Below are 20,353 nucleotides of genomic sequence, written 5' to 3'. Positions count from 1 at the left end.
TCCGTATCATCCGAAGCGTGACGCGTTTCTCCGTCCTTGACCGCTCGCGCACCCGTGAGGGGCACGACGCCGCCGAGGCCCTGCGCGACACCGTGCGTCTGGCCCAGGAGCTGGAAGGGCTCGGGTACCACCGGATCTGGGTCTCGGAGCACCATGGCGTGCCCGGGGTCGCCGGGTCCGCGCCCACCGTGCTGGCCGCCGCGGTCGCCGCCGCCACCCGGACGATCCGGGTCGGTACCGGCGGGGTGATGCTGCCCAACCACCAGCCCCTGGTCGTGGCCGAGCAGTTCGGTGTGCTGGAGTCCCTGTTCCCCGGGCGGATCGACATGGGGCTCGGGCGCTCGGTCGGCTTCACGGACGGGGTGCGCAGGGCGCTGGGGCGGGACAAGGACGTCGCCGACGACTTCGCGGGGCAGCTCGACGAGCTGCTCGGCTGGTTCCGGGGCCCGTCGTCGGCGGGGGTGCACGCGCGCCCCTCGGAGGGGCTGGCCGTGCCGCCCTTCGTGCTCGCCCTGAACGAGGGCGCCACGATCGCGGCGCGCGCGGGTCTGCCCCTGGTCATCGGGGACATCAGGAACCGGGAGAAGATGCGGCGCGGGATCGACCACTACCGCGCGACGTTCCGCCCCTCGGTGTGGGCGGCGGAGCCGTACGTCGTCGTCTCCGGCGCCGTCGCGGTCGCCGAGACCCCGGACGAGGCGATGCGGCTGCTCCTCCCCGAGGCCTGGTCGATGGCGTACGCCCGCACACACGGCACCTTCCCGCCGCTGCCGCCCGCCGAGCGGGTCGAGGATCTCCCGATGAACGGCAAGGAGCGGCACTTCTACGAGTCGGCGCTCGCGGGGCAGATCGCGGGCACCGAGAAGCAGGTCGAGCACGAGCTGGAGATGTTGATCGAGGAGACCGGCGCGCAGGAGGTGCTGGTCACGACCAGTACGTACGACCGCGGGGCCCTGCTGGACTCCTTCCGCAGGCTCGCCCGGGTCGCGGGACTGACCGCGGCCTAGAATCGTGGGGTTTGCCCCGAGCGCCCCGCCAGGAGTCCCGTCGATGTCCGAACCGCACCGCCGCCACGACGGGTACGTCCGTGTGCGGGGCGCCCGCGAGCACAATCTCCAGGGTGTGGACGTCGACATCCCGCGCGATGTCCTCGTGGTCTTCACCGGGGTCTCGGGCTCGGGCAAGTCCTCGCTGGCGTTCGGCACGATCTACGCGGAGGCCCAGCGCCGCTACTTCGAGTCGGTGGCGCCGTACGCACGACGGCTGATCCACCAGGTCGGGGCGCCGAAGGTCGGGGACATCACCGGGCTGCCGCCCGCGGTCTCGCTCCAGCAGCGCCGCTCGGCACCCACCTCGCGCTCGTCCGTGGGCACGGTCACCAACCTCTCCAACTCCCTGCGGATGCTGTTCTCACGCGCGGGCGACTATCCGCGGGGCGCCGAACGCCTCGACTCGGACGCCTTCTCGCCGAACACGGCCGCCGGGGCCTGCCCGGAGTGTCACGGTCTCGGCCAGGTCCACCGTACGACCGAGGAGTCGCTGGTCCCGGACCCGTCGCTGTCGATCCGCGCGGGCGCGATCGCCGCGTGGCCCGGCGCCTGGCAGGGCAAGAACCTGCGCGACGTCCTCGACGCGCTGGGGTACGACGTGGACCTGCCGTGGCGCGAGCTGCCGGCCGCGCAGCGGGAGTGGATCCTGTTCACGGACGAACAGCCGGTCGTCACCGTGCATCCGGTGCGGGACGCGGACCGGATCCAACGCCCCTACCAGGGCACGTACATGAGCGCCCGGCGCTATGTCATGAAGACGTTCTCCGATTCGAAGAGCCCGACGCTGCGGGCCAGGGCCGAGCGGTTCCTGACCAGCGCCCCGTGCCCGGTGTGCGGCGGCAGCCGGCTGCGTCCCGAGGCGCTGGCGGTGACCTTCGCGGGCCGCACGATCGCCGAACTGGCCGCGCTGCCGCTGTCCGAGCTGGCCGGAACCCTGGAGCCCCGGGGAGAGGCGGCCCGCGTCCTCACCGACGACCTGAGGGCACGGATCGCCCCCGTCGTCGAACTCGGCCTCGGTTACCTCAGCCTCGACCGGGCCACCCCGACCCTCTCCGCGGGCGAGCTGCAACGACTGCGGCTGGCCACACAGTTGCGCTCCGGTCTGTTCGGTGTCGTGTACGTCCTCGACGAACCGTCCGCGGGCCTGCACCCGGCGGACACGGAGGCCCTGCTCACGGTCCTGGACCGACTGAAGGCGGCGGGCAACTCGGTGTTCGTGGTCGAGCACCATCTGGATGTCGTGCGGGGCGCCGACTGGCTCGTCGACGTCGGCCCGCGGGCGGGTGAGCACGGCGGGCTGGTGCTGCACAGCGGTCCGGTGGCGGAGCTGGCCGGGGTGGCGGAGTCGGCCACGGCCCGCTTCCTCTTCGACCGCTCCCCCGCGCCGGAACGCGAGGTCCGTTCTCCGCAAGGGCAGTTGAAGGTGGGGCCGGTGAGCCGCCACAACCTGCGCGGGGTGAGCGCCGCGTTCCCGCTCGGTGTGCTCACCGCCGTCACGGGTGTCTCCGGCTCGGGCAAGTCCACCCTCATCGGCGAGGTGACCGAGGAACTGGAGGGGGTGGGACGGCTCGTCTCCGTCGACCAGAGGCCCATCGGCCGTACCCCGCGCTCGAATCTCGCCACCTACACGGGCCTCTTCGACGTGGTGCGCAAGGTCTTCGCCGGGGCGGAGGAGGCGCGAAGGCGCGGCTACGGGGTGGGGCGCTTCTCCTTCAACGTCGCGGGCGGGCGCTGCGAGACCTGCCAGGGCGAGGGGTTCGTGAGCGTGGAGCTGCTGTTCCTGCCGAGCACCTACGCTCCCTGTCCGGACTGCGACGGGGCACGCTACAACCCCGAGACGCTCGAGGTGACGTACCGCGGAAGGAACATCGCGCAGGTCCTGGACATGACGGTGGAGGCCGCGGCGGAGTTCTTCGCCGACACCGCGCCCGTCGCCCGCAGCCTCGCCACGCTCCTCGACGTGGGTCTTGGCTATCTACGACTCGGCCAGCCCGCCACGGAGTTGTCCGGCGGCGAGGCCCAACGCATCAAACTGGCGAGCGAGTTGCAGCGGGTCCGCCGGGGGCACACCCTCTACGTCCTCGACGAGCCGACGACCGGGCTGCACCCCGCCGATGTCGAGGTGCTGATGCGCCAGTTGCACGGCCTGGTCGACGCGGGACACACCGTCGTGGTCGTCGAGCACGACATGGCGGTGGTCGCGGGCGCGGACTGGGTGATCGACCTGGGTCCCGGCGGCGGGGACGCGGGCGGCCGGATCGTGGCGGCGGGCCCCCCGGCCGAGGTGGCGCGGGCGGAGGGCAGCACGACGGCTCCGTACCTCACCCGGACGCTCGCTCGGGGCCGATAGCCCCCTACCGCCGGCCACCGGCCCCCGTCCCTTCGGGTCGCCTCGTCCTGATACGTCAGCGATGGGCGAGGGCCGACGCGCGTGCGCCCTGGGAATGCAACCCCCCTTGCGCCGCGCGGGCCAGCTCCCGTCGGTCCGGGTGGCTGCCCGGGGCGAGCGCGGGCCGTACCTCGACCTCCGCCACCAGCCCGCGGGCCGAGGCCACCCGCCACAGGGAGGCGAGCAGCGAGTCGTTCCCGACGAAGGCGGGCGCGGTGCTCGCCACTCCCCCGGCGAGCCGGTAGTGGATGTGCACCGGCTGGACCGGCACCCCCGCGTCGAGCGCGGCCTGGAAGACGGCCCGCCGGAAGTGGCCCTGCGCCCTGCCGCACCAGGTGCTGCCCTCCGGGAAGGCCACGACGGCCGCCCCGTCGCGCAGCAGCCCGGCGATCCGCGCCACCGTGTCCGGCAGCGCGCGCAGCCGGTCGCGTTCGATGAACAGGACGCCGCCGCGCGCGGCCAGCGGTCCCGCCACCGGCCACTGCCGGATCTCGGACTTGGCGAGCATCCTGGCCGGCCGGACGGCGGCGAGGAGCGGGATGTCCAGCCAGGAGATGTGGTTGGCGACGATCAGCAGCCCACCGGTGGGGACGGCGGGGCCGGTGATCCGGACGCGGACGCCCGCGGCCCGCACGATCGCCCGGCACCAGCGCCGTACCGGCTCGGCGGGGATCCGCCCGCCGAGCGGCAACAGCACGACCCCGGTGGCGACCACGACCAGGACCGCCGCGAGCCGCAGCACGGCACGCGGTACGGCCGTGGCGGACCCCGTCGCCTCGACGCACGCCCTGGGGGTGCAGGGCGCGCTGGGCAGCCAGACGCTCATCAGGCCGGGACGAGCGAGAGGAAGTGCCGCAGATAGCGCGGGTTGACCCGGCGCATCGACAGCAGCACGAACAGGTCCGCGACCCCGAAGTCCGGGTCGTGCGCGGGTGCGGCGCAGACCCAGGCGCCGAGCCGGAGATAGCCGCGCAGGAGCGGGGGGAGTTCGGTGTGGGGCCGGCGGGTGACACCCTCCGCGGTCCACGGCAGCAGCGGTCGTACCCGGTACTCCTCGGGTGCCAGGTGCTTGGCCTGCACCCGGTCCCAGGTTCCGGCCGCGAGCTCGCCGCCGTCGGCGAGCGGGATCGAGCAGCAGCCCGCGAGCCACTCGTGGCCGCCCTCGACCATGTAACGGGCTATCCCGGCCCAGATGAGGCCGATGACGGCACCGTCACGGTGGTCGGGGTGCACACAGGAGCGCCCGACCTCGACGAGTCCCGGGCGGATCGCGTCGAGCGGGGTCACGTCGAACTCGCCCTCCGAGTAGAGTCGGCCGGCGATCGCGGCGCGCTCCGGGGGCAGCAGGCGGTAGGTGCCGACGACCTGGTCGGTCAGCGTGTCACGGACCAGCAGGTGATCGCAGTAGGCGTCGAAGGCGTCGATGTCGAGCCCCGGCTGCGGCGTGGTCAGCAGGGCGCCCATCTCCCCGGCGAAGACGTCGTGCCGCAGCCGCTGCGCGGCCCGGACGTCGGCCTCGGAACGGGCGAGGGAGACGGTGTAGCGGGTGGGGGCCAGGGGCTGCGGGGGGCTGTCGAGGGTGGAAACGCCGGTCATGGCACTCTCCTGGTCACGGGCCGGTTCGGCACAGCGGCGGCAGACCGGTTCGGTACGGCCCGCGCGCTCCTGTTCTTCCGATGCCGGTTGGCCTGCGCGTGACCTGTGCCAGGAGCCAGGATGTGGGGATGTTGAATGCCAGGAGATTCCCCCGAATGCGAGACGGGACCGGGGATGAGCACCACTCCCGGCCCCGCCCGTCCGCACAGATCCGGCGAACGTCTTCTGAACAATTCAGCTCAGCAGGAGCGCCCCGAAAGGGGCGCGGGGAACTGCGCGATCAGCCCCCACCGACCCGCAGTCGCACCACCGCCTCAGCGACGCCCTGACCTACGAGCGGCCCGCAGCCACTCCTTGTTCATCCCGGTGATGGAAACCAACGGAATCCCCTTGGGGCAAGCGGTGGCGCACTCCCCGGCCAGCGTGCACCCCCCGAACCCCTCCTCGTCCATCTGCGCCACCATGTCCAGCACCCGCGTCTCCCGCTCGGGCGCCCCCTGTGGCAGCACGTTCAGATGGTTGACCTTCGCCGAGGTGAAGAGCATCGCGGCCCCGTTGGGACAGGCGGCCACACACGCGCCGCAGCCGATGCACTCGGCGTGCTCGAACGCGAAGTCGGCGTCCGGCTTCGGCACCGGCGTCGCGTGGGCCTCGGGCGCGGCGCCGGTGGGGGCGGTGATGTACCCGCCGGCCTGGATGATCCGGTCGAAGGCCGAGCGGTCCACCACGAGGTCCTTGACGACCGGGAAGGCGGAGGCGCGCCAGGGCTCGACGTCGATGGTGTCGCCGTCCTGGAAGGACCGCATGTGCAGCTGGCAGGTGGTGGTGCGCTCGGGTCCGTGGGCGTCGCCGTTGATGACCAGGCTGCAGGCGCCGCAGATGCCCTCGCGGCAGTCGTGGTCGAAGGCGACGGGGTCCTCGCCCTTGAGGATGAGTTCCTCGTTGAGGGTGTCGAGCATCTCCAGGAAGGACATGTCGGCCGAGATGTCGTCCACCTCGTACGTGGACATCGCTCCGTCGGCGTCGGCGTTCTTCTGGCGCCAGACGCGCAGGGTGAGCTTCATGCGTAGCTCCGCTGGGTGGGGTGGACGTACTCGAAGACCAGGTCTTCCTTGTGCAGGACGGGCGCGGCGCCGGTGTCGGTGAACTCCCAGGCGGCGGCGTACGAGAACTCCTCGTCCTTGCGGGCGGCCTCGCCGTCCGGGGTCTGGGACTCCTCGCGGAAGTGGCCGCCGCAGGACTCGGACCGGTGCAGCGCGTCGAGGCACATCAGCTCGGCGAGCTCCAGGTAGTCGACGACGCGGTTGGCCTTCTCCAGGGACTGGTTGAACTCCTCGCCGATGCCGGGGACCTTGATGCGCCGCCAGAACTCCTCGCGGATCTGCGGGATGCGCTCCAGGGCCTTGCGCAGACCCGTCTCGGTGCGGGCCATGCCGCAGAACTCCCACATGAGTTCGCCGAGTTCGCGGTGGAAGGAGTCGGGGGTGCGGTCGCCGTCGACGGCCAGCAGCAGCCGCAGCCGGTCCTCGGTCTCGGCCAGCACCTCCTGGACGGCGGGGTGTTCGTCCGTGACCTCGGCGTGGTGCGGGTTGCGGGCGAGATAGTCGTTGATGGTCGACGGCAGCACGAAGTAGCCGTCGGCGAGGCCCTGCATGAGGGCCGAGGCACCCAGGCGGTTGGCGCCGTGGTCGGAGAAGTTGGCCTCGCCGATCGCGAACAGGCCGGGGACGGTGGTCTGGAGGTCGTAGTCGACCCACAGTCCGCCCATCGTGTAGTGCACGGCCGGGTAGATCCGCATCGGCACGGTGTACGGGTCCTCGGCGGTGATCCGGGCGTACATGTCGAAGAGGTTGCCGTACTTCTCCTCGACCTTCGCCCTGCCCATACGCCGGATGGCGTCGGCGAAGTCCAGGTAGACGCCCTGTCCGCCCGGGCCGACCCCGCGGCCCTCGTCGCAGACGTTCTTCGCGGCGCGGGAGGCGATGTCGCGCGGGACCAGGTTGCCGAAGGAGGGGTAGATCCGCTCCAGGTAGTAGTCGCGCTCGTCCTCGGGGATCTCGTTCGGCGGGCGGGTGTCGCCCTGGGCCTTCGGGACCCAGATACGGCCGTCGTTGCGCAGCGACTCGCTCATCAGGGTGAGCTTGGACTGGTGCTCGCCCGTGCGCGGGATGCAGGTGGGGTGGATCTGGGTGAAGCAGGGGTTGGCGAAGTAGGCGCCGCGCCGGTGCGCCCGCCAGACGGCGGTGGCGTTGGAGTTCATGGCGTTCGTCGAGAGGTAGAAGACGTTGCCGTAGCCACCGCTGGCCAGGACGACGGCGTCCGCGTAGTACGTGTCGATCCGGCCGGTGATGAGATCGCGTGCCACGATGCCGCGCGCCCGTCCGTCGACCACGATCAGGTCGAGCATCTCGGTGCGCGGATGCATCTCGATGTTGCCGGCCGCGATCTGCCGCGACAGGGCCTGGTAGGCGCCGAGCAGGAGCTGCTGGCCGGTCTGGCCGCGGGCGTAGAAGGTGCGGGACACCTGGACGCCGCCGAAGGAACGGGTGTCGAGCAGACCCCCGTACTCCCGCGCGAAGGGCACGCCCTGGGCGACGCACTGGTCGATGATCTCGACCGAGATCTGCGCGAGACGGTGGACGTTGGACTCGCGGGCCCGGAAGTCGCCGCCCTTGACGGTGTCGTAGAACAGCCGGTGGACGGAGTCGCCGTCGTTGCGGTAGTTCTTCGCCGCGTTGATGCCGCCCTGGGCGGCGATCGAGTGGGCGCGGCGGGGCGAGTCCTGGTAGCAGAACTGGACGACGTGGTAGCCCTGCTCGGCGAGCGTGGCGCCCGCCGAGCCGCCCGCGAGGCCGGTACCGACCACGATCACCGTGTGCTTGCGACGGTTGGCGGGGTTGACGAGCTTGGCCTCGAAGCGACGGGTGTCCCAACGCTCGTTGACCGGTCCCTCGGGGGCCTTGCTGTCGGCGACGGGCGCACCGGTCGTGTACGCGGCGTATTCAGAGGCTGCGGTCATGTCAGCTCACCAATCCGGTCATGACACCGACGGGTACGGAGATGAAGCCCGCCGTCAGCACCAGCGCGAGGACGTCGGCGATGGTCTTGAGGGCGCGGTCTCGGGTGCGGTTGCCGGCGCCCAGGGTCTGTGCGGCGCTCCAGAACCCGTGCCGGATGTGCAGGCCGAGCGCGAGCATCGCGACGATGTAGATCACGTCGCCGTACCAGGTCGAGAAGGTGTCGATCACGTTCTGGTAGGGGTGTCCGGGCTGGAAGCCGCCGGGGTGCGCGGTGCCGGTCGTCAGGTCGAGGATGTGCCAGACGATGAACAGGCCGAGGATGATCCCGCCCCAGCGCATCGTGCGGGTCGCGTAGCTGGACCTGGGCTTCTTGTGGACGTACTTGTTCGGGCGCGCCCTGATGTCGCGGCGGCTGAGCTGGTACGCGGCGGTGGCGTGGGCGACGACGGCGACGACCAGGACCACGCGGATGATCCACAGGGCCCACTCGTAGTGCAGGAAGGGCTCACCCAGGGTGCGCAGCCAGTGGGCGTAGTGGTTGAAGTCGCCCGAACCGAAGAAGATCTTCAGGTTGCCGAACATGTGTACGACCAGGTACATCAGCATGATCAGGCCGCTGACCGCCATCACGGTCTTCTTCCCGACGGAGCTGTCCCACACGGTGCGCGTCATCGACGGTCGTCGGTCCGTCCGCGTTGCCAGAGCCATGTCTCAGAAAGTAGGGCCGCGGGTGCCGATCGGTCCAAGACATGGTCCAGCTCGTTTCAATAGCTGGAGCCTATGATGGGTGGATGCAGTTCCAGCAGCTCCAGTACTTCGTGGCGGTCGCCGAGACCCGGCACTTCACCCGGGCCGCCGATCTGGTCCATGTCGCCCAGCCGTCCCTGTCCCAGCAGATCAAGGCGCTGGAACGGGAGTTGGGGGCGGACCTCTTCCTCCGCGCGCGGGGCAACATCACGCTGACGGACGCGGGCGAGGCGCTGCTGCCACTGGCCCGGCGCATCCTGGCCGACGCGGACACGGCCCGGCACGAGGTGCAGGAACTGGCCCAGCTGCGCAGCGGCCGGGTCCGCCTGGGCGCGACGCCGAGCGTGTGCACCGGCCTGCTTCCGGACGTCCTGCGCGCCTTTCACGACCGCTATCCGGGTATCCGGCTGCTGATCGAGGAGGGCGGCTCCCACGATCTCGTACGGGAACTCGCGCGCGGCGCGTTGGATCTCGCCCTGGTCGTCCTCCCGCTGCCCACCCCCTCCCCCGCGCTGACGACGGTGGAGCTGCTGCGTGAGGACCTGGTCGTGGTGTCCTCACCGGAGGCGCCCGCGCCGGGGACCGGTCGCACCGTGCGCATCCCCGACCTGGAGGGCGAACGCCTCGTGATGTTCCGGCACGGCTACGACCTGCGGGAACTGACCGTCGCCGCCTGCCGCGCCGAGGGCTTCGAGCCGGATTTCGCCGTCGAGGGCGGCGAGATGGACGCGGTGCTGGGTTTCGTCAGGGCGGGGCTCGGCGTGGCCGTCGTCCCACGCATGGTCGCGACGCGCTCGGGGCGCGGCCTGCGGGTGACACCGCTCGCACGCCCCGGACTCCACCGCGTCATCGCCCTGGCCCACCGCAGCGATGTGGCTCCGCCACGCGCGGCCCGCGAACTCCAGCGGATGCTGCTGGAACGCTGACCGGCGCAGGGGGCTCAGGAGGCCGGTCGGCACGTCACCAGGTCGGGATGAAGCCGCCGTCGATGACGAAGTCGCTGCCGGTGATGTTGCGGGACTGGTCGCCGGCGAGGAAGAGGACCAGGTCGGCGACCTCGGACGGCTGGGAGAAGCGGCCGGTGACCGTGGCACTGGACGCCTGGGCGACCACGTCGTCCGGGGTGATCCCGGCGGCTGCCGAGACCGTGGCCGCCACCCCTTCACCGCCGAGCCACAGCTCGGTCTCCACCGGACCCGGGCTGACGGTGTTGACCCGGATGCCCTGAGGGCCGACCTCCTTGGAGAGCGCCTTGGAGAAGGCGACCAGCGCTGCCTTGCCCGCGCTGTAGTCGATCACCATCGGGTCGGGCAGGGTGGCGTTGACCGAGGCGACCGTCACGACCGAGCCCTGCCCGGCGGACAGCATCAGGGGCAGGGCGGCGCGGGTGACCCGTACGGCCGTGAGGAGGTTCAGATCGACCGTGCGCTGCCAGTCCTCGTCGGTCACCGACAGGAATCCGCCCATACGGGCGGGGGCCGCGCCGACGTTGTTGACCAGGATGTCCAGCCGGCCGTCCGCCGCCGCCACGAGGCGCTCGGCGGCACCGGGTTCGGCCAGGTCCACCGGTACCCAGGAGACACCGCCCTGCTTGACCAGCGCGTCGAGACCCGGCGTCGTGGTGCGCGACCCGGCGATCACCGTCGCCCCCGCGCCGGCCAGCGCCTCGGCGACGGCCAGTCCGATGCCCTTGCTCGCACCGGTGACGACGGCGGTCCTGCCCTGGAGTTCCGTGCCCATCCTTCTCAGCTCCTTCAATCGCTCCACTGGGCAAACAGCCGCACGCCCTCCGTTCCAGGAGACCACGCCGCACCCGAAGCCTCAGCCTGTGGCGTCCACCAGGGCCAGTTCGTGCAGCCGCTCCGGTGGGCCCGGGCGGGCGTAGTACCAGCCCTGGGCCGTGTCGCAGCCCAGTATCCGCAACTGCTCGGCCTGTGCGCCCGTTTCGACGCCCTCCACCGTGACCGCGAGGTCGAGGCTGTGGGCGAGCGAAACGATCCCCTCGACGATCTTGAGGTCGACGGGGTCCGCCGGGAACTGCTGCATGCCCTGGGTGAAGGAGCGGTCCAGCTTGAGGATGCTCACGGGCAGGCGTCGGAGATTGGCGAGGTTGGAGTAACCGGTGCCGAAATCGTCGAGGGCGATGTCGACGCCCATCTCGGCCAGGCGCCGCAGCGGCTTCAGCAGATCGTCGTCGGCGCCGATCAGCGCGGACTCGGTGACCTCCAGACACAGCGCCTCTGCGTCGAGACCTTCACGCTCCAGGATGTCGACCGTGTCCTGGACCAGGCCCGGGTGGGTCAGCTGGCAGGGCGACAGGTTGACGTTGATCCGCAGCGGGCCCGAGTCGGCGTGTCGTTCCTGCCACTGGCAGGCCTGGCGGACCGACTGCTCCAGGACCCACCGGCCCAGCGGCACGATCAGCCCGGTGTGCTCGGCCAGCGGAATGAACCGGTCGGGGCCGAGGACGCCGTGCTGCGGATGCAGCCAGCGCACCAGCGCCTCCGCGCCGTGCACGCTGCCGTCGCCGAGGTGCACGAGCGGCTGGTACTCGATGAAGAACTCGCCCCGGTCCAGGGCCGCGGGCAGCGCCGTGGTGAGCCCGTGACGGGTGATGGCGCGGGCGTCGGCCTCGGGATCGGCGAGCTCGAAGCGGTTGCCGCCCGCGGACTTGGCGCGGTACATCGTGATGTCGGCGCTGCGCAGCACCTCCGCCGGGCCGCGCTCACCCGCAGGCCCCTCGACGATGCCGATGCTGCCGCGGACCGTCAGCTCCCGGCCGTCGATGCGGACCGGGGTGACGAGGGCGTTCATGATGCGGTCGGCGAGCGCGTCCACCTCGCGCTCGGTGTCGGGCCCGGTGGTGAGGGCCACGAATTCGTCGCCGCCGAGCCGGGCGACCATCTCGCCGGGTGCGGTCGCACAGGACTGCAACCGGTCGGCGACCTCGACGAGCAGCCGGTCGCCCGCCGCGTGCCCCAGGCTGTCGTTAATGGTCTTGAAGCCGTCGAGGTCGAGGTAGCACAGGCCGAAGCGCTGGTCGTTGCCCCCGGACACCGCCTTCTCCAGGCGTTCGAAGAACAGGGTCCGGTTGGGCAGACCGGTGAGCGCGTCGTGGGTGGCCTCGTAGCGCAGCCGCAGATTGAGCAGCCGCCGCTCGGTGGTGTCCTCCATCAGCGCGAGCTGGTACTGCGGCCGGCCGTCCGCGTCGCGCAGCAGGGACACCGTCAGGTTGGTCCACAGGGCGGTGCCGTCGGGCCGGTAGAAGGCTTTTTCGACGTGGTAGTGCTCGCGCTCGCCGCGTACCAACTCCTCGTACAGTCGCCAGACTTGGGGCGCGTCCTCGGGATGCGTCCACTCGGGGACCTTGCGGCCGCGCACGCCCTGCTCGGAACCACCGAACATACGCAGCAGGGCTCCATTGACCTGCAGTATGTTGCCTTCGAGGTCGGCGATGCCGATTCCTATGGCCGCGCCCTCGAAGACCGCGCGGAACCGGGCCTCGCTCGCGTGCAGCGCCTCGGCCACCGTGCTGCGCGCGTTCAACGCCGCCTGGGAGATGGCCTCCTGCTCGGCGAGCGTCCGCTCCCGCAGTGCCCCCGCGAAGCCCGCCGCCATGGCGTGCTGCAGACGCGCCGAGCGGGTCCGCAGGGCCTCCTGGGGGCCGTCCTCGCCGCAGTAGAGCACCAGATAGGCGTCGACGCAGTCGAGGCTGCGGCTGAGCGCCTCGGGGTCGGTGCAGTGCGCGGCGACCAGCGCGGCGCCGACCGCCTGGCCCGCGGCCGCGTCGAAGGTCCTCGCCTTCAGCGCGTCACTCAACCGCCGGGCGAGCGGCAGGAGTTGCTGCTCGAGTTCCGGCCGGGTCAGCGACGTGGAGGTGACCGGGAAGACCGCCCGGCTCCAGATCGTCGCGAACCTGCGCAGTCTGTCCTCCGGCCCGTCCGGTTCGCCCGTCACGCCGTGCGCCCCACACCTGCGAACCCCGAGAAGGAATAGGGATCCTCGTCCTCGGGTGCCGTGTCGGGCCGCCAGATCGGCATCGGCACCAGACCGGGTTCCACCATGTCGTACCCCTCGAAGAACCGCGCGATCTCCTCGCGCGAGCGCATGATCAGCGGGTTGCGGATGTCCTTGTACACGTCGACCGCGCCCTCGGCCCGCTCCGGCGGGAGCGGGATTCCCTCGTACGACGCATGCGTGAGCACGAGCAGACTGCCCGGCGCCAGCGCGTCGCGCAGCTCGGCCACCGCACCGTACGGGTCGTCCGCGTCCTCCACGAAGTGCAGTATGGCAACGAGGAGGAGGGCCACCGGACGGTTCAGGTCGATCAACCGCTGCACCTGGGGAGTCGCCAGGATCTCCTGGGGCTTGAGCAGATCGGCCGCGACCACGTCCGCGTCCTCGTTGTCCCGCAGGACGGCCTGGCTGTGCGCGACGGCCACCGGGTCGTGGTCCACGTACACGACGTGCGCGCCGGGCTTGGCCGTCTGGGCGATCTCGTGGACGTTGCCGAAGGTCGGGATGCCGGAGCCGATGTCGAGGAACTGGTCGATGCCCTCGGCGGCCGCGAAACGCACGGCACGGCGCATGAACGCCCTGTTCGCCTGCATGACCTTGGGCAGTCCCGGCATGAACTCCATCGCCTTGCGCGCGGCTTCCCGGTCGACCTCGAAGTTGTGCGAACCGCCCAGGTAGTAGTCATAGATACGGGACACGCTCGGCACCGAGATGTCAATGCTGCGGGGGGCCCAGGCGGGACGCTCCATCTATCTCTCCAAGGCGTAGTCGACGACGTGGGCGATCCGGTGTTCGAGCTGAGGCTACTGATCGTCCGCCAAAGGAGCGAGTCAAAACGGAAATTGACCGTCCGTTCACCGTCACTGCCTCGGGCATGTGCCGAATTGACGCCCGGCGCAGGTCAGTCGAACACGCCGATCCCTGTCACCGCGAAATCGATGCGAAGCATTCCAAAAAGTTCGTGGGAGTTACGAAGCGTCGCGACGGTATCGGGGCGTCGGGTATCCCCGGTGTGGAAAACTCCCGGGCGTTCGTTCGGCAAGTGAACCGTGCGTTGTCCGCGCGCCTCACGTCGTCCGATCCGCGCGCCCGCGCGTTCCGGGTACGCCAAGAGGTCCGCCCCCTCCGTGCGGTGCGGAGGGGGCGGACCCGGGTCGTACGCGTTGTTCCGGGCGAGATCGATCAACCCTGGGGAGGTGATCCTCTACTTCGGCGCGCCGACCGGCTTTCCGTCGGGGGCGACGGCGTACCAAGTGCCGCCCACGCCCTGACCGTTGGTGTCCCCGGCCGCCTTGTCACCGGAGAAGGTGTAGATGGGCCAGCAGTTGACGGTCATCTGCTTGGCGCCGTCCGGGCGGGTGAAGCCCATCAGGCCCTTCTTCTTCACGCCCTTGGTGTCACTGGCGGAGACCGGGGCCACGACGGGCCACTTCTCCAGGCAGGCACCGGTGCAGGCGGACTTCGGGACGGGCCAGGCCTGGTCCTTCAGGAAGCGGTAGACCGTCCGGCCGTTCTTGTCGACGATGATCTCGCCGAGCTTGGGGTCGTTGCGGGTCGACAGGCCCGGCAGGGACGCCAGGGTGGCCTTCTTGCCATCGGGGGCGGAGGCGTACCAAGTGCCGCCGACGCCCTGGCCGTTGGTGTCACCGGCCTTGGTGTCCTTGGCGTACCGGTACATCGGCCAGCCGCCGATCGTCAGCTGCTTGGTGCCGTCCGAGCGGGTGACCTCGCCGAGCAGGGCCTTGTCCACACCGGTGGCGGCCACGGCGCCGTCGGCGGGAACGGGCGGCCAAGCGGTCGCGCAGTCGCCGTCACAGTTCGACTTCGGCGGCTCGGCGGTGTCCTTCTCGAAGCGGTACAGGGTGAATCCGGCGCTGTCGGTCAGCACCTTGCCGAGCGTCGTGCTTTCCGCGACGGCCAGCTGACCTGCGGATTCCGCCTTGGGGGCGGCACTCTGCTGGTCGGCGCCGTAGCCGTTGGGAGAAGTGGTGCTGCTACTGGTGGCCTGACCGTAACCGTTGGCTGCCGCGGCGGCGCCCACGTTCTGGCTCCCCGTCGACTGGGTGCCCGATTCCTGACCGCACGCCGTCGTGAGCGCCAGCACGGCCGCAGCTGTCGCTACGAGTGAGGCGCTCCGCCAGGAGGTCTTCATTGGGTAACTCCCACTGTTCGCGTTAAGGGTTGCAGCGCCCTGCAGCGCCGCGCATGGCCCTAGGTACGGGCGGGAGTGGCGGATGTGTTCAACGGCCGCACAAAAAACTTTCGGAACGCTGTGACACACCCCACGCCGACATGTATCTCGCGCATCTGTTCCCACCCCGGTGGCCGTGTCCCGAGGGGGCGTCAAACCGGTCCGAGCCGGACGTCCTTCGTTCGGGGGCAATACCCGTCGGCTCCGGCGTGCGGGGGCGCCGTACGGCTCATGATCTCGGTCGTGCATGGACCACAGCGGACCCGGTCCGCCCTCGTCATACGGGTGTTGGCGCTGCTGACGCTGACCTGGATCATCGGCGGCGCGCCGGTCTCGGCGGCGGTCGCCGACTCCTGCGCGTACGCCTCCGTCGGCCCGGACGGCACGGACGCGGTGGCGGTGGCCGGCGGCGACCTCTGCACCATCAGCCCGCCGCCCCCGTCGCCCCCGCCCCCACCCATTCCGAAACCGCCGCCCCAACCACCACCGGCGCCTCCACCCAAGCCCAGGCCGAAGCCCCCGCCGCCGGCTCCCCCGCCACCGCCTCCACCCGCCTCTCCGACCCCGCGGCCCCCCGCCGTGGCGCCCCCGCCGAGGCCGGCGCCGAAGCCCACACCGACACCGACGCCCTCGCCCACGCACAAGGCGCGGCCCAAACCGTCGGCGACCCCGGTGAGATATCCGGCCTACCGCGCCCCGACGCGCAAGCACTCGCCCCGCAGTGGACCGTCCCTGGTCTCGCTCACCCTGCTCGTCACCGTGCCCGCGTTGCTCGCCGTCGCGGCGCTGCGTCCGCGCTGACCCCTGGAGGCACCCTTGTCGGAATGGCTTGTTCTCGTCCTCGCGATGGCGGCGGCGTGTGTCGTCGTCCTCGCCGTGTCCCTCGTACGCACCCGCCGGGCCCCCGACGACGAGGATCCGTCCGAGACCCCGGACGTGATCGAATACATGACCATGATGATCGGCGTGGTCTACGCCATCGTCCTGGGACTGGCGATCGCCGGAGTCTGGGAGGCCCGCAGCGCCGCCCAGGACCATGTGCAGGCGGAGGCCCAGGCCCTGCACGAGATCTCGGAGCGGGTCCGCGTCTACCCGCCGGACGTGCGCGACCGTATTCGCGGCGACGTCGACGCGTACGTCGGATACGTCGTCAAAACCGAGTGGAAGACCATGGCCGACCATGATCATGTCACCGCCAAGGGCGGCCGGCTCTTCGAGGTCGTCCGCCAGGACGTCAGCGAATACCGGCCGAGGTCGGACTTCGAGGCCCAGACCTACCAGCCGCTGGTCGACCAGGTGACCGCGGCCGACGCGGCACGCAACGCCCGCGCCGACTCGACGGACGCGACCATGCCGGGCGTGGTGTGGTTCGGGCTGATCACCGGAGCCGTGGTCACCATCGGGATGGTGTTCGCGCTCCAGATCCGGCGCACCAAGCGGGAACTGATCCTCGCCGGGCTCTTCTCCGCTCTGATCGCGTTCCTGCTCTTCCTGATCTGGGACTTCGACGCGCCCTACAGCCGGGGGATCACAGCCTCGGCGGAACCGTTCACGGCACTGTTCCCGCACCTTCCGAAGTGACCGGCCTCCCTTAACGGCCGGCGGATCGGGGGACGGACGCCACACCGCGTCCGTCCCCCGATCGCGCTCCCGCATTCCCCCGTACGGCCCACCCGGTTACCCCATTCGCGCTACTGCGATCGCGCCGACGTGCACGCCTTTCTAGCGTTTCGAACATCGAGGCGCATTTCAGACGCAGGCGGAAGGTCCGCAGCAAGGCTCCTCGGGGACCCGGAGGCTCACCATGCACGCGATACGCGTCGCTTCGGCCGCACTGCTGGGCGCGACCGCCCTCACCCTTTCGGCAACCGCCGCTCTCGCCGGAAACGGCGACGGAAACAGTGACGGCGGCCGTAGCAGTGGCCGTGACAGTGGTCGGGGCAACAACAACATCACCTCGTTCGGCTTCAACGTGCAGCCGCAGAGCATCGCGGCGGGCGGCCGCCTCCGGCTGACCGCGGAGAGCTGCGACTCCGCCGCCAGGGTCTCCTCGGAAGTCTTCGACACGGTCACGATCCCCAGGGGCCAGTCGTCGGCGACGGCCCTGATCGACGCGGACGCCAGAGCGGGCTCGGTGTACCAGGTGACGTTCCAGTGCGGCAACGAGAGCGGCCACACCGAGCTGACCATCGCCCCCGGCCGCTCCGGCAGCAACTACTCCGACCCGGCCCAGGTCCAGGTCCCGGCCTCCGTGCAGCGAGGCGTCAAGGCCGGTGTCGGCGGGAGCTCCGGCGGTGGCTTCGACCTCAAGGAGATCGGCCTGGGAACCGCGCTCATCGCCGGCTGTGTCGGCACCGCGTGGTCCATGACGCGCCGCCGCGTCACGGACGAGGAGTCCTGATCACTCGCCGCTCGGGGCCCTTCTCGCCCCGGATCTCGGCGAGAAGGGCCGGGGCGAAGGCCCCTCACACACGCGCTCCGCGGGGCACTGCCCAGGGTGCCGGCACCGCTCAGTTCCGCCGTTCGGACCTGCGGCGCAGCCAGAACACCCCACCGCCGACGACGCCGGCGGTCATCAGTCCGCCGCCGATCGCCACGTCGGCGGGCGCCGCTCCGCCGACGCTGCCACCCAGACCAGCTCTGACACCGCCGATGACGGCGAAGGCCGCGGGCCGGGTCAGCCTTCGGCCGTCACAGTGGACCGTGACGTCGTACGACCCCCGGCGCGCGTCACGGTCGACGATGACCGTCGCGATGGACGTGTCGCCGCCCACCCGGCGCAGCAGTGTGGTGGGGAAGACCCGCGAGGAGACCGTACTGCCGGGCCTCAGGCACGCTTCGCCCTCCACGGTGATCGACAACTGGCCGCCCCGCGCGATGACACTGGGCCGGACGAGGATGTTCCGCACCTCGAAGCGGCCGTTGTCATTGAACCGACCGTTGTCTTCGAAGCGGCCGTTGTCGTTGAAGCGGCCGTTGTCATTGAACCGACCGTTGTCGTTGAAGCGGCCATTGTCGTTGAACCGGCGATTGTCGTTGAACCGACCGTTGTCACCCAGGCGGCCGCCACCGACCACACCACCGCCGCCGATCACCACGCCACCGCCGCCGACCACCCCACCACCGACCACGCCACCGCCGACCACGCCACCGCCGCCGACCACACCTCCGCCGCCGACCACCCCACCACCGCCGACCACACCACCGGTGCTCTCCAGCCCGGTGCCGTTGCCCGGTCCACCGGGGTTGCCCAGTCGCTCGTTGCCGCTCGGCTCGTTGTTGCTCGGCTCGTTGTTGCCCGACTCATTGCTGCCCGGTTCGTTCGATGCCGTCGCCACCGGGGCGGCGAGCCCCACCGCGGCGACCACGGCGGCAGAGACCGCCAGGGCACGAGTTGTACGCATGTGATCCTCCGCGGAAGACGCCCCGGGAACCGTCCCCGGTCGATCGGCGAGAAAGCGCCTCCCATACAGACCCTCAGATGCGGTGCACGGGGGCGCATTTCGAGAATGGTCCGTCCTGGTGAGAAGACACGCCGAAGGATTTCCACACAATCGGATATTGCCGCAGGTCACGGACCGTCAGAAATTTCCTGCCCTCGGCAACTCGGATGGCTCACCACACGGATGCCCCGACACCCGTTCGCCCGCGCCCCGTCGCCTGCCGGGCATGCTGCACTTAGCGTTCTGGTATGCGCGACGGACGCGGCGACGGTCGCGTCGAGAGGGGATTGCGAATGTTTGCGTCCGAGGTGGTCGAAGAGGAGGAGCGGCAGAGGAAGCGCGCCCCGTGGGGCGTGATAGCGCTTGTTCTGCTGACCGGCCTCGCACTCATTCGGAATGGTTCCGGTGAGTTCGACGTGGGCCCTCCGCAGCCCGCGACGGCGGCGGCAGCGGACAGCAGGACGCCCGTCGCCACCTTCTCCAACGGGCCCGCCGCGTTGCCGTACTCCGTGGTGGACCGGGTCAGGATCCCGGCGATCCAGGTGGATGCCCCGGTCGTGCCGGTGGGTCTCGACTCGGCCGGCTGGGTCGACGCGCCGCCGCCCGACAATGCCAATCTCGCCGGCTGGTTCACCGGTGCGGTGTCGCCCGGCGAGAAGGGCACGGCCGTGATCGTGGGCCATGTGGACAACATGCGGGGACCGGCCGTCTTCTACGGGCTCGGTGCCCTCAAGAAGGGAAACCGGGTCGAGGTTCAGCGAAAGGACGGGAAGACCGCCACTTTCGAGATCTACGGCGTCGACGTATTCGCGAAGAACAACTTCCCCGGTGACCGGGTGTACGGCAGCAAGGGCACCCCGGAATTGCGGGTCATCACCTGCGGAGGCGGTTTCTCCAAGCAGCACGGCTACGAAGGGAACGTCGTCGTGTTCGCCCGCCTGGTCGAGGTCCGCTGAGACTCCCCGCCGACGGGCCCGGGCGCTGTTCCCGGGCTCGTCGGCGGAGGCGGGGGCGACCGCGACCGCCCCCCGCTCCCGCTCAGAGGTCCTCGCGGTGCGGCACCGTGAGGTGGTAGCCGGAGTCGAGGAGAACGGGCAGGTACTCGCGCAGGGCGCGGACGGACTGAGAGCGGTCGCCGCCCGCGTCGTGGGAGAGGACGACGACGCCGGGGGCGGCGCCCTCCTCCACCCGGTCGACGATGGTGGCGGTGCCCGGGGTGGTCCAGTCGAGGCTGTCGACCGTCCAGGCCATCGGTTCCATGCCGAGGTCGGCGCCGATCTGGAAGGTCGCCCGGTTCCAGGCCCCATAGGGCGCGCGGAACCAGACGGGCCGTTCGCCGTAGGCCTCCTCGATGACGTCGCTGGTGCGCGCGATCTCGGAGCGGATCTCGGAGCTCCGGAGCTCGGTCAGCAGCGGGTGCGTCCAGGTGTGGTTGCCGACGACGTGCCCGTCGTCGGCCATCTCCGCCAGCAGGTCCTTGTTGTCGACGGCCATCTCCCCGCAGACGAAGAACATCGCCCGTACGTCGTGCTTGCGCAGGGTGCGCAGAATGCTCGGGGTGTAGCGAGGATCGGGTCCGTCGTCGAAGGTCAGCACCATCGTGCGGCCACGCCCGCTCACCCGCAGGATCGGCTCACGACGGACAGCGGGCTTGCCGGGCGTCCGGCGCGACGGAGCGAATCCGGTCATCGGCTCGAGGCGGTACGCGGAGGGCTTGAGTGCCTGGCGCGCCTGCGGGCCCCCGGCCACGGGTGTGCCCCGCACCGGGTTCCCGGGCGGATCCGCGGTGAGGACGCGGGCCGTGCCCGCCACCCCCAGGACGGCGGTACCGGCGATCAACAGCCGGCGCCGCGTAAGCAGCTGATACTTTTTCATGATTAATCAGACGCCCAATGGGGGCA

18 protein-coding genes are annotated in these 20,353 nt (G+C 70.7%); 7 read left to right on the top strand and 11 right to left on the bottom strand.

From position 1 onward, the window contains the following. The first annotated feature begins 8 nt into the window (after positions 1-8). Together FNV62_RS44575 and FNV62_RS44570 are read left to right on the top strand one after the other, a co-directional pair. On the top strand, positions 9-1,007 hold the full coding sequence (locus FNV62_RS44575; RefSeq protein WP_375336850.1) for an LLM class flavin-dependent oxidoreductase: 999 nt from the start codon (positions 9-11) through the stop codon (positions 1,005-1,007). Between the two features lie 43 nt (positions 1,008-1,050). Then, positions 1,051-3,399, top strand: coding sequence for an ATP-binding cassette domain-containing protein (locus FNV62_RS44570; protein WP_144316138.1), 2,349 nt, complete (start codon positions 1,051-1,053; stop codon positions 3,397-3,399). Between the two features lie 55 nt (positions 3,400-3,454). On the opposite strand, the gene FNV62_RS44565 is transcribed toward FNV62_RS44570, so the two are convergent. From FNV62_RS44565 to FNV62_RS44545, 5 genes are all read right to left on the bottom strand, one after another. Next, a complete protein-coding gene (locus tag FNV62_RS44565; protein ID WP_143603940.1) occupies positions 3,455-4,264 on the bottom strand; it encodes a lysophospholipid acyltransferase family protein in 810 nt (269 codons plus the stop codon). Continuing rightward, positions 4,264-5,034, bottom strand: coding sequence for a GNAT family N-acetyltransferase (locus tag FNV62_RS44560; RefSeq protein ID WP_054227933.1), 771 nt, complete (start codon positions 5,032-5,034; stop codon positions 4,264-4,266). The genes FNV62_RS44565 and FNV62_RS44560 overlap by 1 nt, the downstream gene beginning before the upstream one ends. A 314-nt stretch (positions 5,035-5,348) precedes the next feature. Continuing rightward, positions 5,349-6,098: a succinate dehydrogenase/fumarate reductase iron-sulfur subunit gene (locus tag FNV62_RS44555; protein ID WP_054227932.1), complete on the bottom strand. Its 750-nt coding sequence runs from the start codon at positions 6,096-6,098 to the stop codon at positions 5,349-5,351. Continuing rightward, complete coding sequence (locus FNV62_RS44550; protein WP_143603939.1) at positions 6,095-8,053, bottom strand: fumarate reductase/succinate dehydrogenase flavoprotein subunit; 1,959 nt, start codon at positions 8,051-8,053, stop codon at positions 6,095-6,097. The genes FNV62_RS44555 and FNV62_RS44550 overlap by 4 nt, the downstream gene beginning before the upstream one ends. Position 8,054: 1 nt before the next feature. After that, entirely contained in the window at positions 8,055-8,726 is a 672-nt protein-coding gene (locus FNV62_RS44545) for a succinate dehydrogenase (protein WP_054227930.1), read from the bottom strand. 119 nt (positions 8,727-8,845) lie between these two features. Between FNV62_RS44545 and FNV62_RS44540 the strand changes: the two genes are divergently transcribed. Then, positions 8,846-9,727, top strand: coding sequence for a LysR family transcriptional regulator (locus FNV62_RS44540; RefSeq protein WP_143610130.1), 882 nt, complete (start codon positions 8,846-8,848; stop codon positions 9,725-9,727). Between the two features lie 34 nt (positions 9,728-9,761). Here the strand turns inward: FNV62_RS44540 and FNV62_RS44535 are convergent, their stop codons facing one another. The 4 genes from FNV62_RS44535 to FNV62_RS44520 all read right to left on the bottom strand — a co-directional run bounded on the left by FNV62_RS44535 (position 9,762) and on the right by FNV62_RS44520 (position 14,970). Next, a complete protein-coding gene (locus FNV62_RS44535; RefSeq protein WP_143656394.1) occupies positions 9,762-10,541 on the bottom strand; it encodes an SDR family NAD(P)-dependent oxidoreductase in 780 nt (259 codons plus the stop codon). Between the two features lie 81 nt (positions 10,542-10,622). Beyond that, positions 10,623-12,758 (bottom strand): putative bifunctional diguanylate cyclase/phosphodiesterase, encoded by a 2,136-nt coding sequence (locus FNV62_RS44530; RefSeq protein ID WP_097287438.1) that lies wholly within the window; start codon positions 12,756-12,758, stop codon positions 10,623-10,625. Further along, a complete protein-coding gene (locus FNV62_RS44525; RefSeq protein WP_143610128.1) occupies positions 12,755-13,567 on the bottom strand; it encodes an SAM-dependent methyltransferase in 813 nt (270 codons plus the stop codon). The genes FNV62_RS44530 and FNV62_RS44525 overlap by 4 nt, the downstream gene beginning before the upstream one ends. Before the next feature lie 455 nt (positions 13,568-14,022). Then, a complete protein-coding gene (locus tag FNV62_RS44520) occupies positions 14,023-14,970 on the bottom strand; it encodes an SCO0930 family lipoprotein (protein ID WP_097287436.1) in 948 nt (315 codons plus the stop codon). 282 nt (positions 14,971-15,252) lie between these two features. Between FNV62_RS44520 and FNV62_RS44515 the strand changes: the two genes are divergently transcribed. From FNV62_RS44515 to FNV62_RS44505, 3 genes are all read left to right on the top strand, one after another. Further along, complete coding sequence (locus FNV62_RS44515) at positions 15,253-15,810, top strand: hypothetical protein (protein WP_205523272.1); 558 nt, start codon at positions 15,253-15,255, stop codon at positions 15,808-15,810. A gap of 15 nt (positions 15,811-15,825) precedes the next feature. Then, entirely contained in the window at positions 15,826-16,590 is a 765-nt protein-coding gene (locus tag FNV62_RS44510; protein ID WP_054234923.1) for a DUF4239 domain-containing protein, read from the top strand. A 223-nt stretch (positions 16,591-16,813) separates the two neighbouring features. Further along, positions 16,814-17,410 carry a hypothetical protein gene (locus FNV62_RS44505; protein WP_143603936.1) on the top strand — a complete coding sequence of 199 codons (597 nt, stop codon included), beginning with the start codon at positions 16,814-16,816 and terminating at the stop codon, positions 17,408-17,410. Positions 17,411-17,519: 109 nt separating this feature from the next. Here FNV62_RS44505 and FNV62_RS57705 read toward each other — a convergent pair whose 3' ends face one another. Then, positions 17,520-18,413 (bottom strand): hypothetical protein, encoded by an 894-nt coding sequence (locus FNV62_RS57705; protein WP_205523270.1) that lies wholly within the window; start codon positions 18,411-18,413, stop codon positions 17,520-17,522. A gap of 332 nt (positions 18,414-18,745) precedes the next feature. On the opposite strand from FNV62_RS57705, the gene FNV62_RS44495 reads away from it, so the two are divergent. Further along, positions 18,746-19,408, top strand: coding sequence for a class F sortase (locus tag FNV62_RS44495; RefSeq protein WP_143610126.1), 663 nt, complete (start codon positions 18,746-18,748; stop codon positions 19,406-19,408). A gap of 82 nt (positions 19,409-19,490) precedes the next feature. Here FNV62_RS44495 and FNV62_RS44490 read toward each other — a convergent pair whose 3' ends face one another. Next, the gene (locus tag FNV62_RS44490; protein ID WP_097287432.1) at positions 19,491-20,327 is read right to left on the bottom strand and encodes a polysaccharide deacetylase family protein; all 837 of its coding nucleotides are present in this window, start codon (positions 20,325-20,327) and stop codon (positions 19,491-19,493) included. Between the last annotated feature and the right edge of the window lie 26 nt (positions 20,328-20,353).

It is taken from the genome of Streptomyces sp. RLB3-17 (assembly GCF_007113425.2).
GTDB lineage: Bacteria > Actinomycetota > Actinomycetes > Streptomycetales > Streptomycetaceae > Streptomyces > Streptomyces mirabilis_D.
Note: the sequence above shows the minus strand (reverse complement) of the source record. Positions and strands in the feature narration are given on the sequence as shown.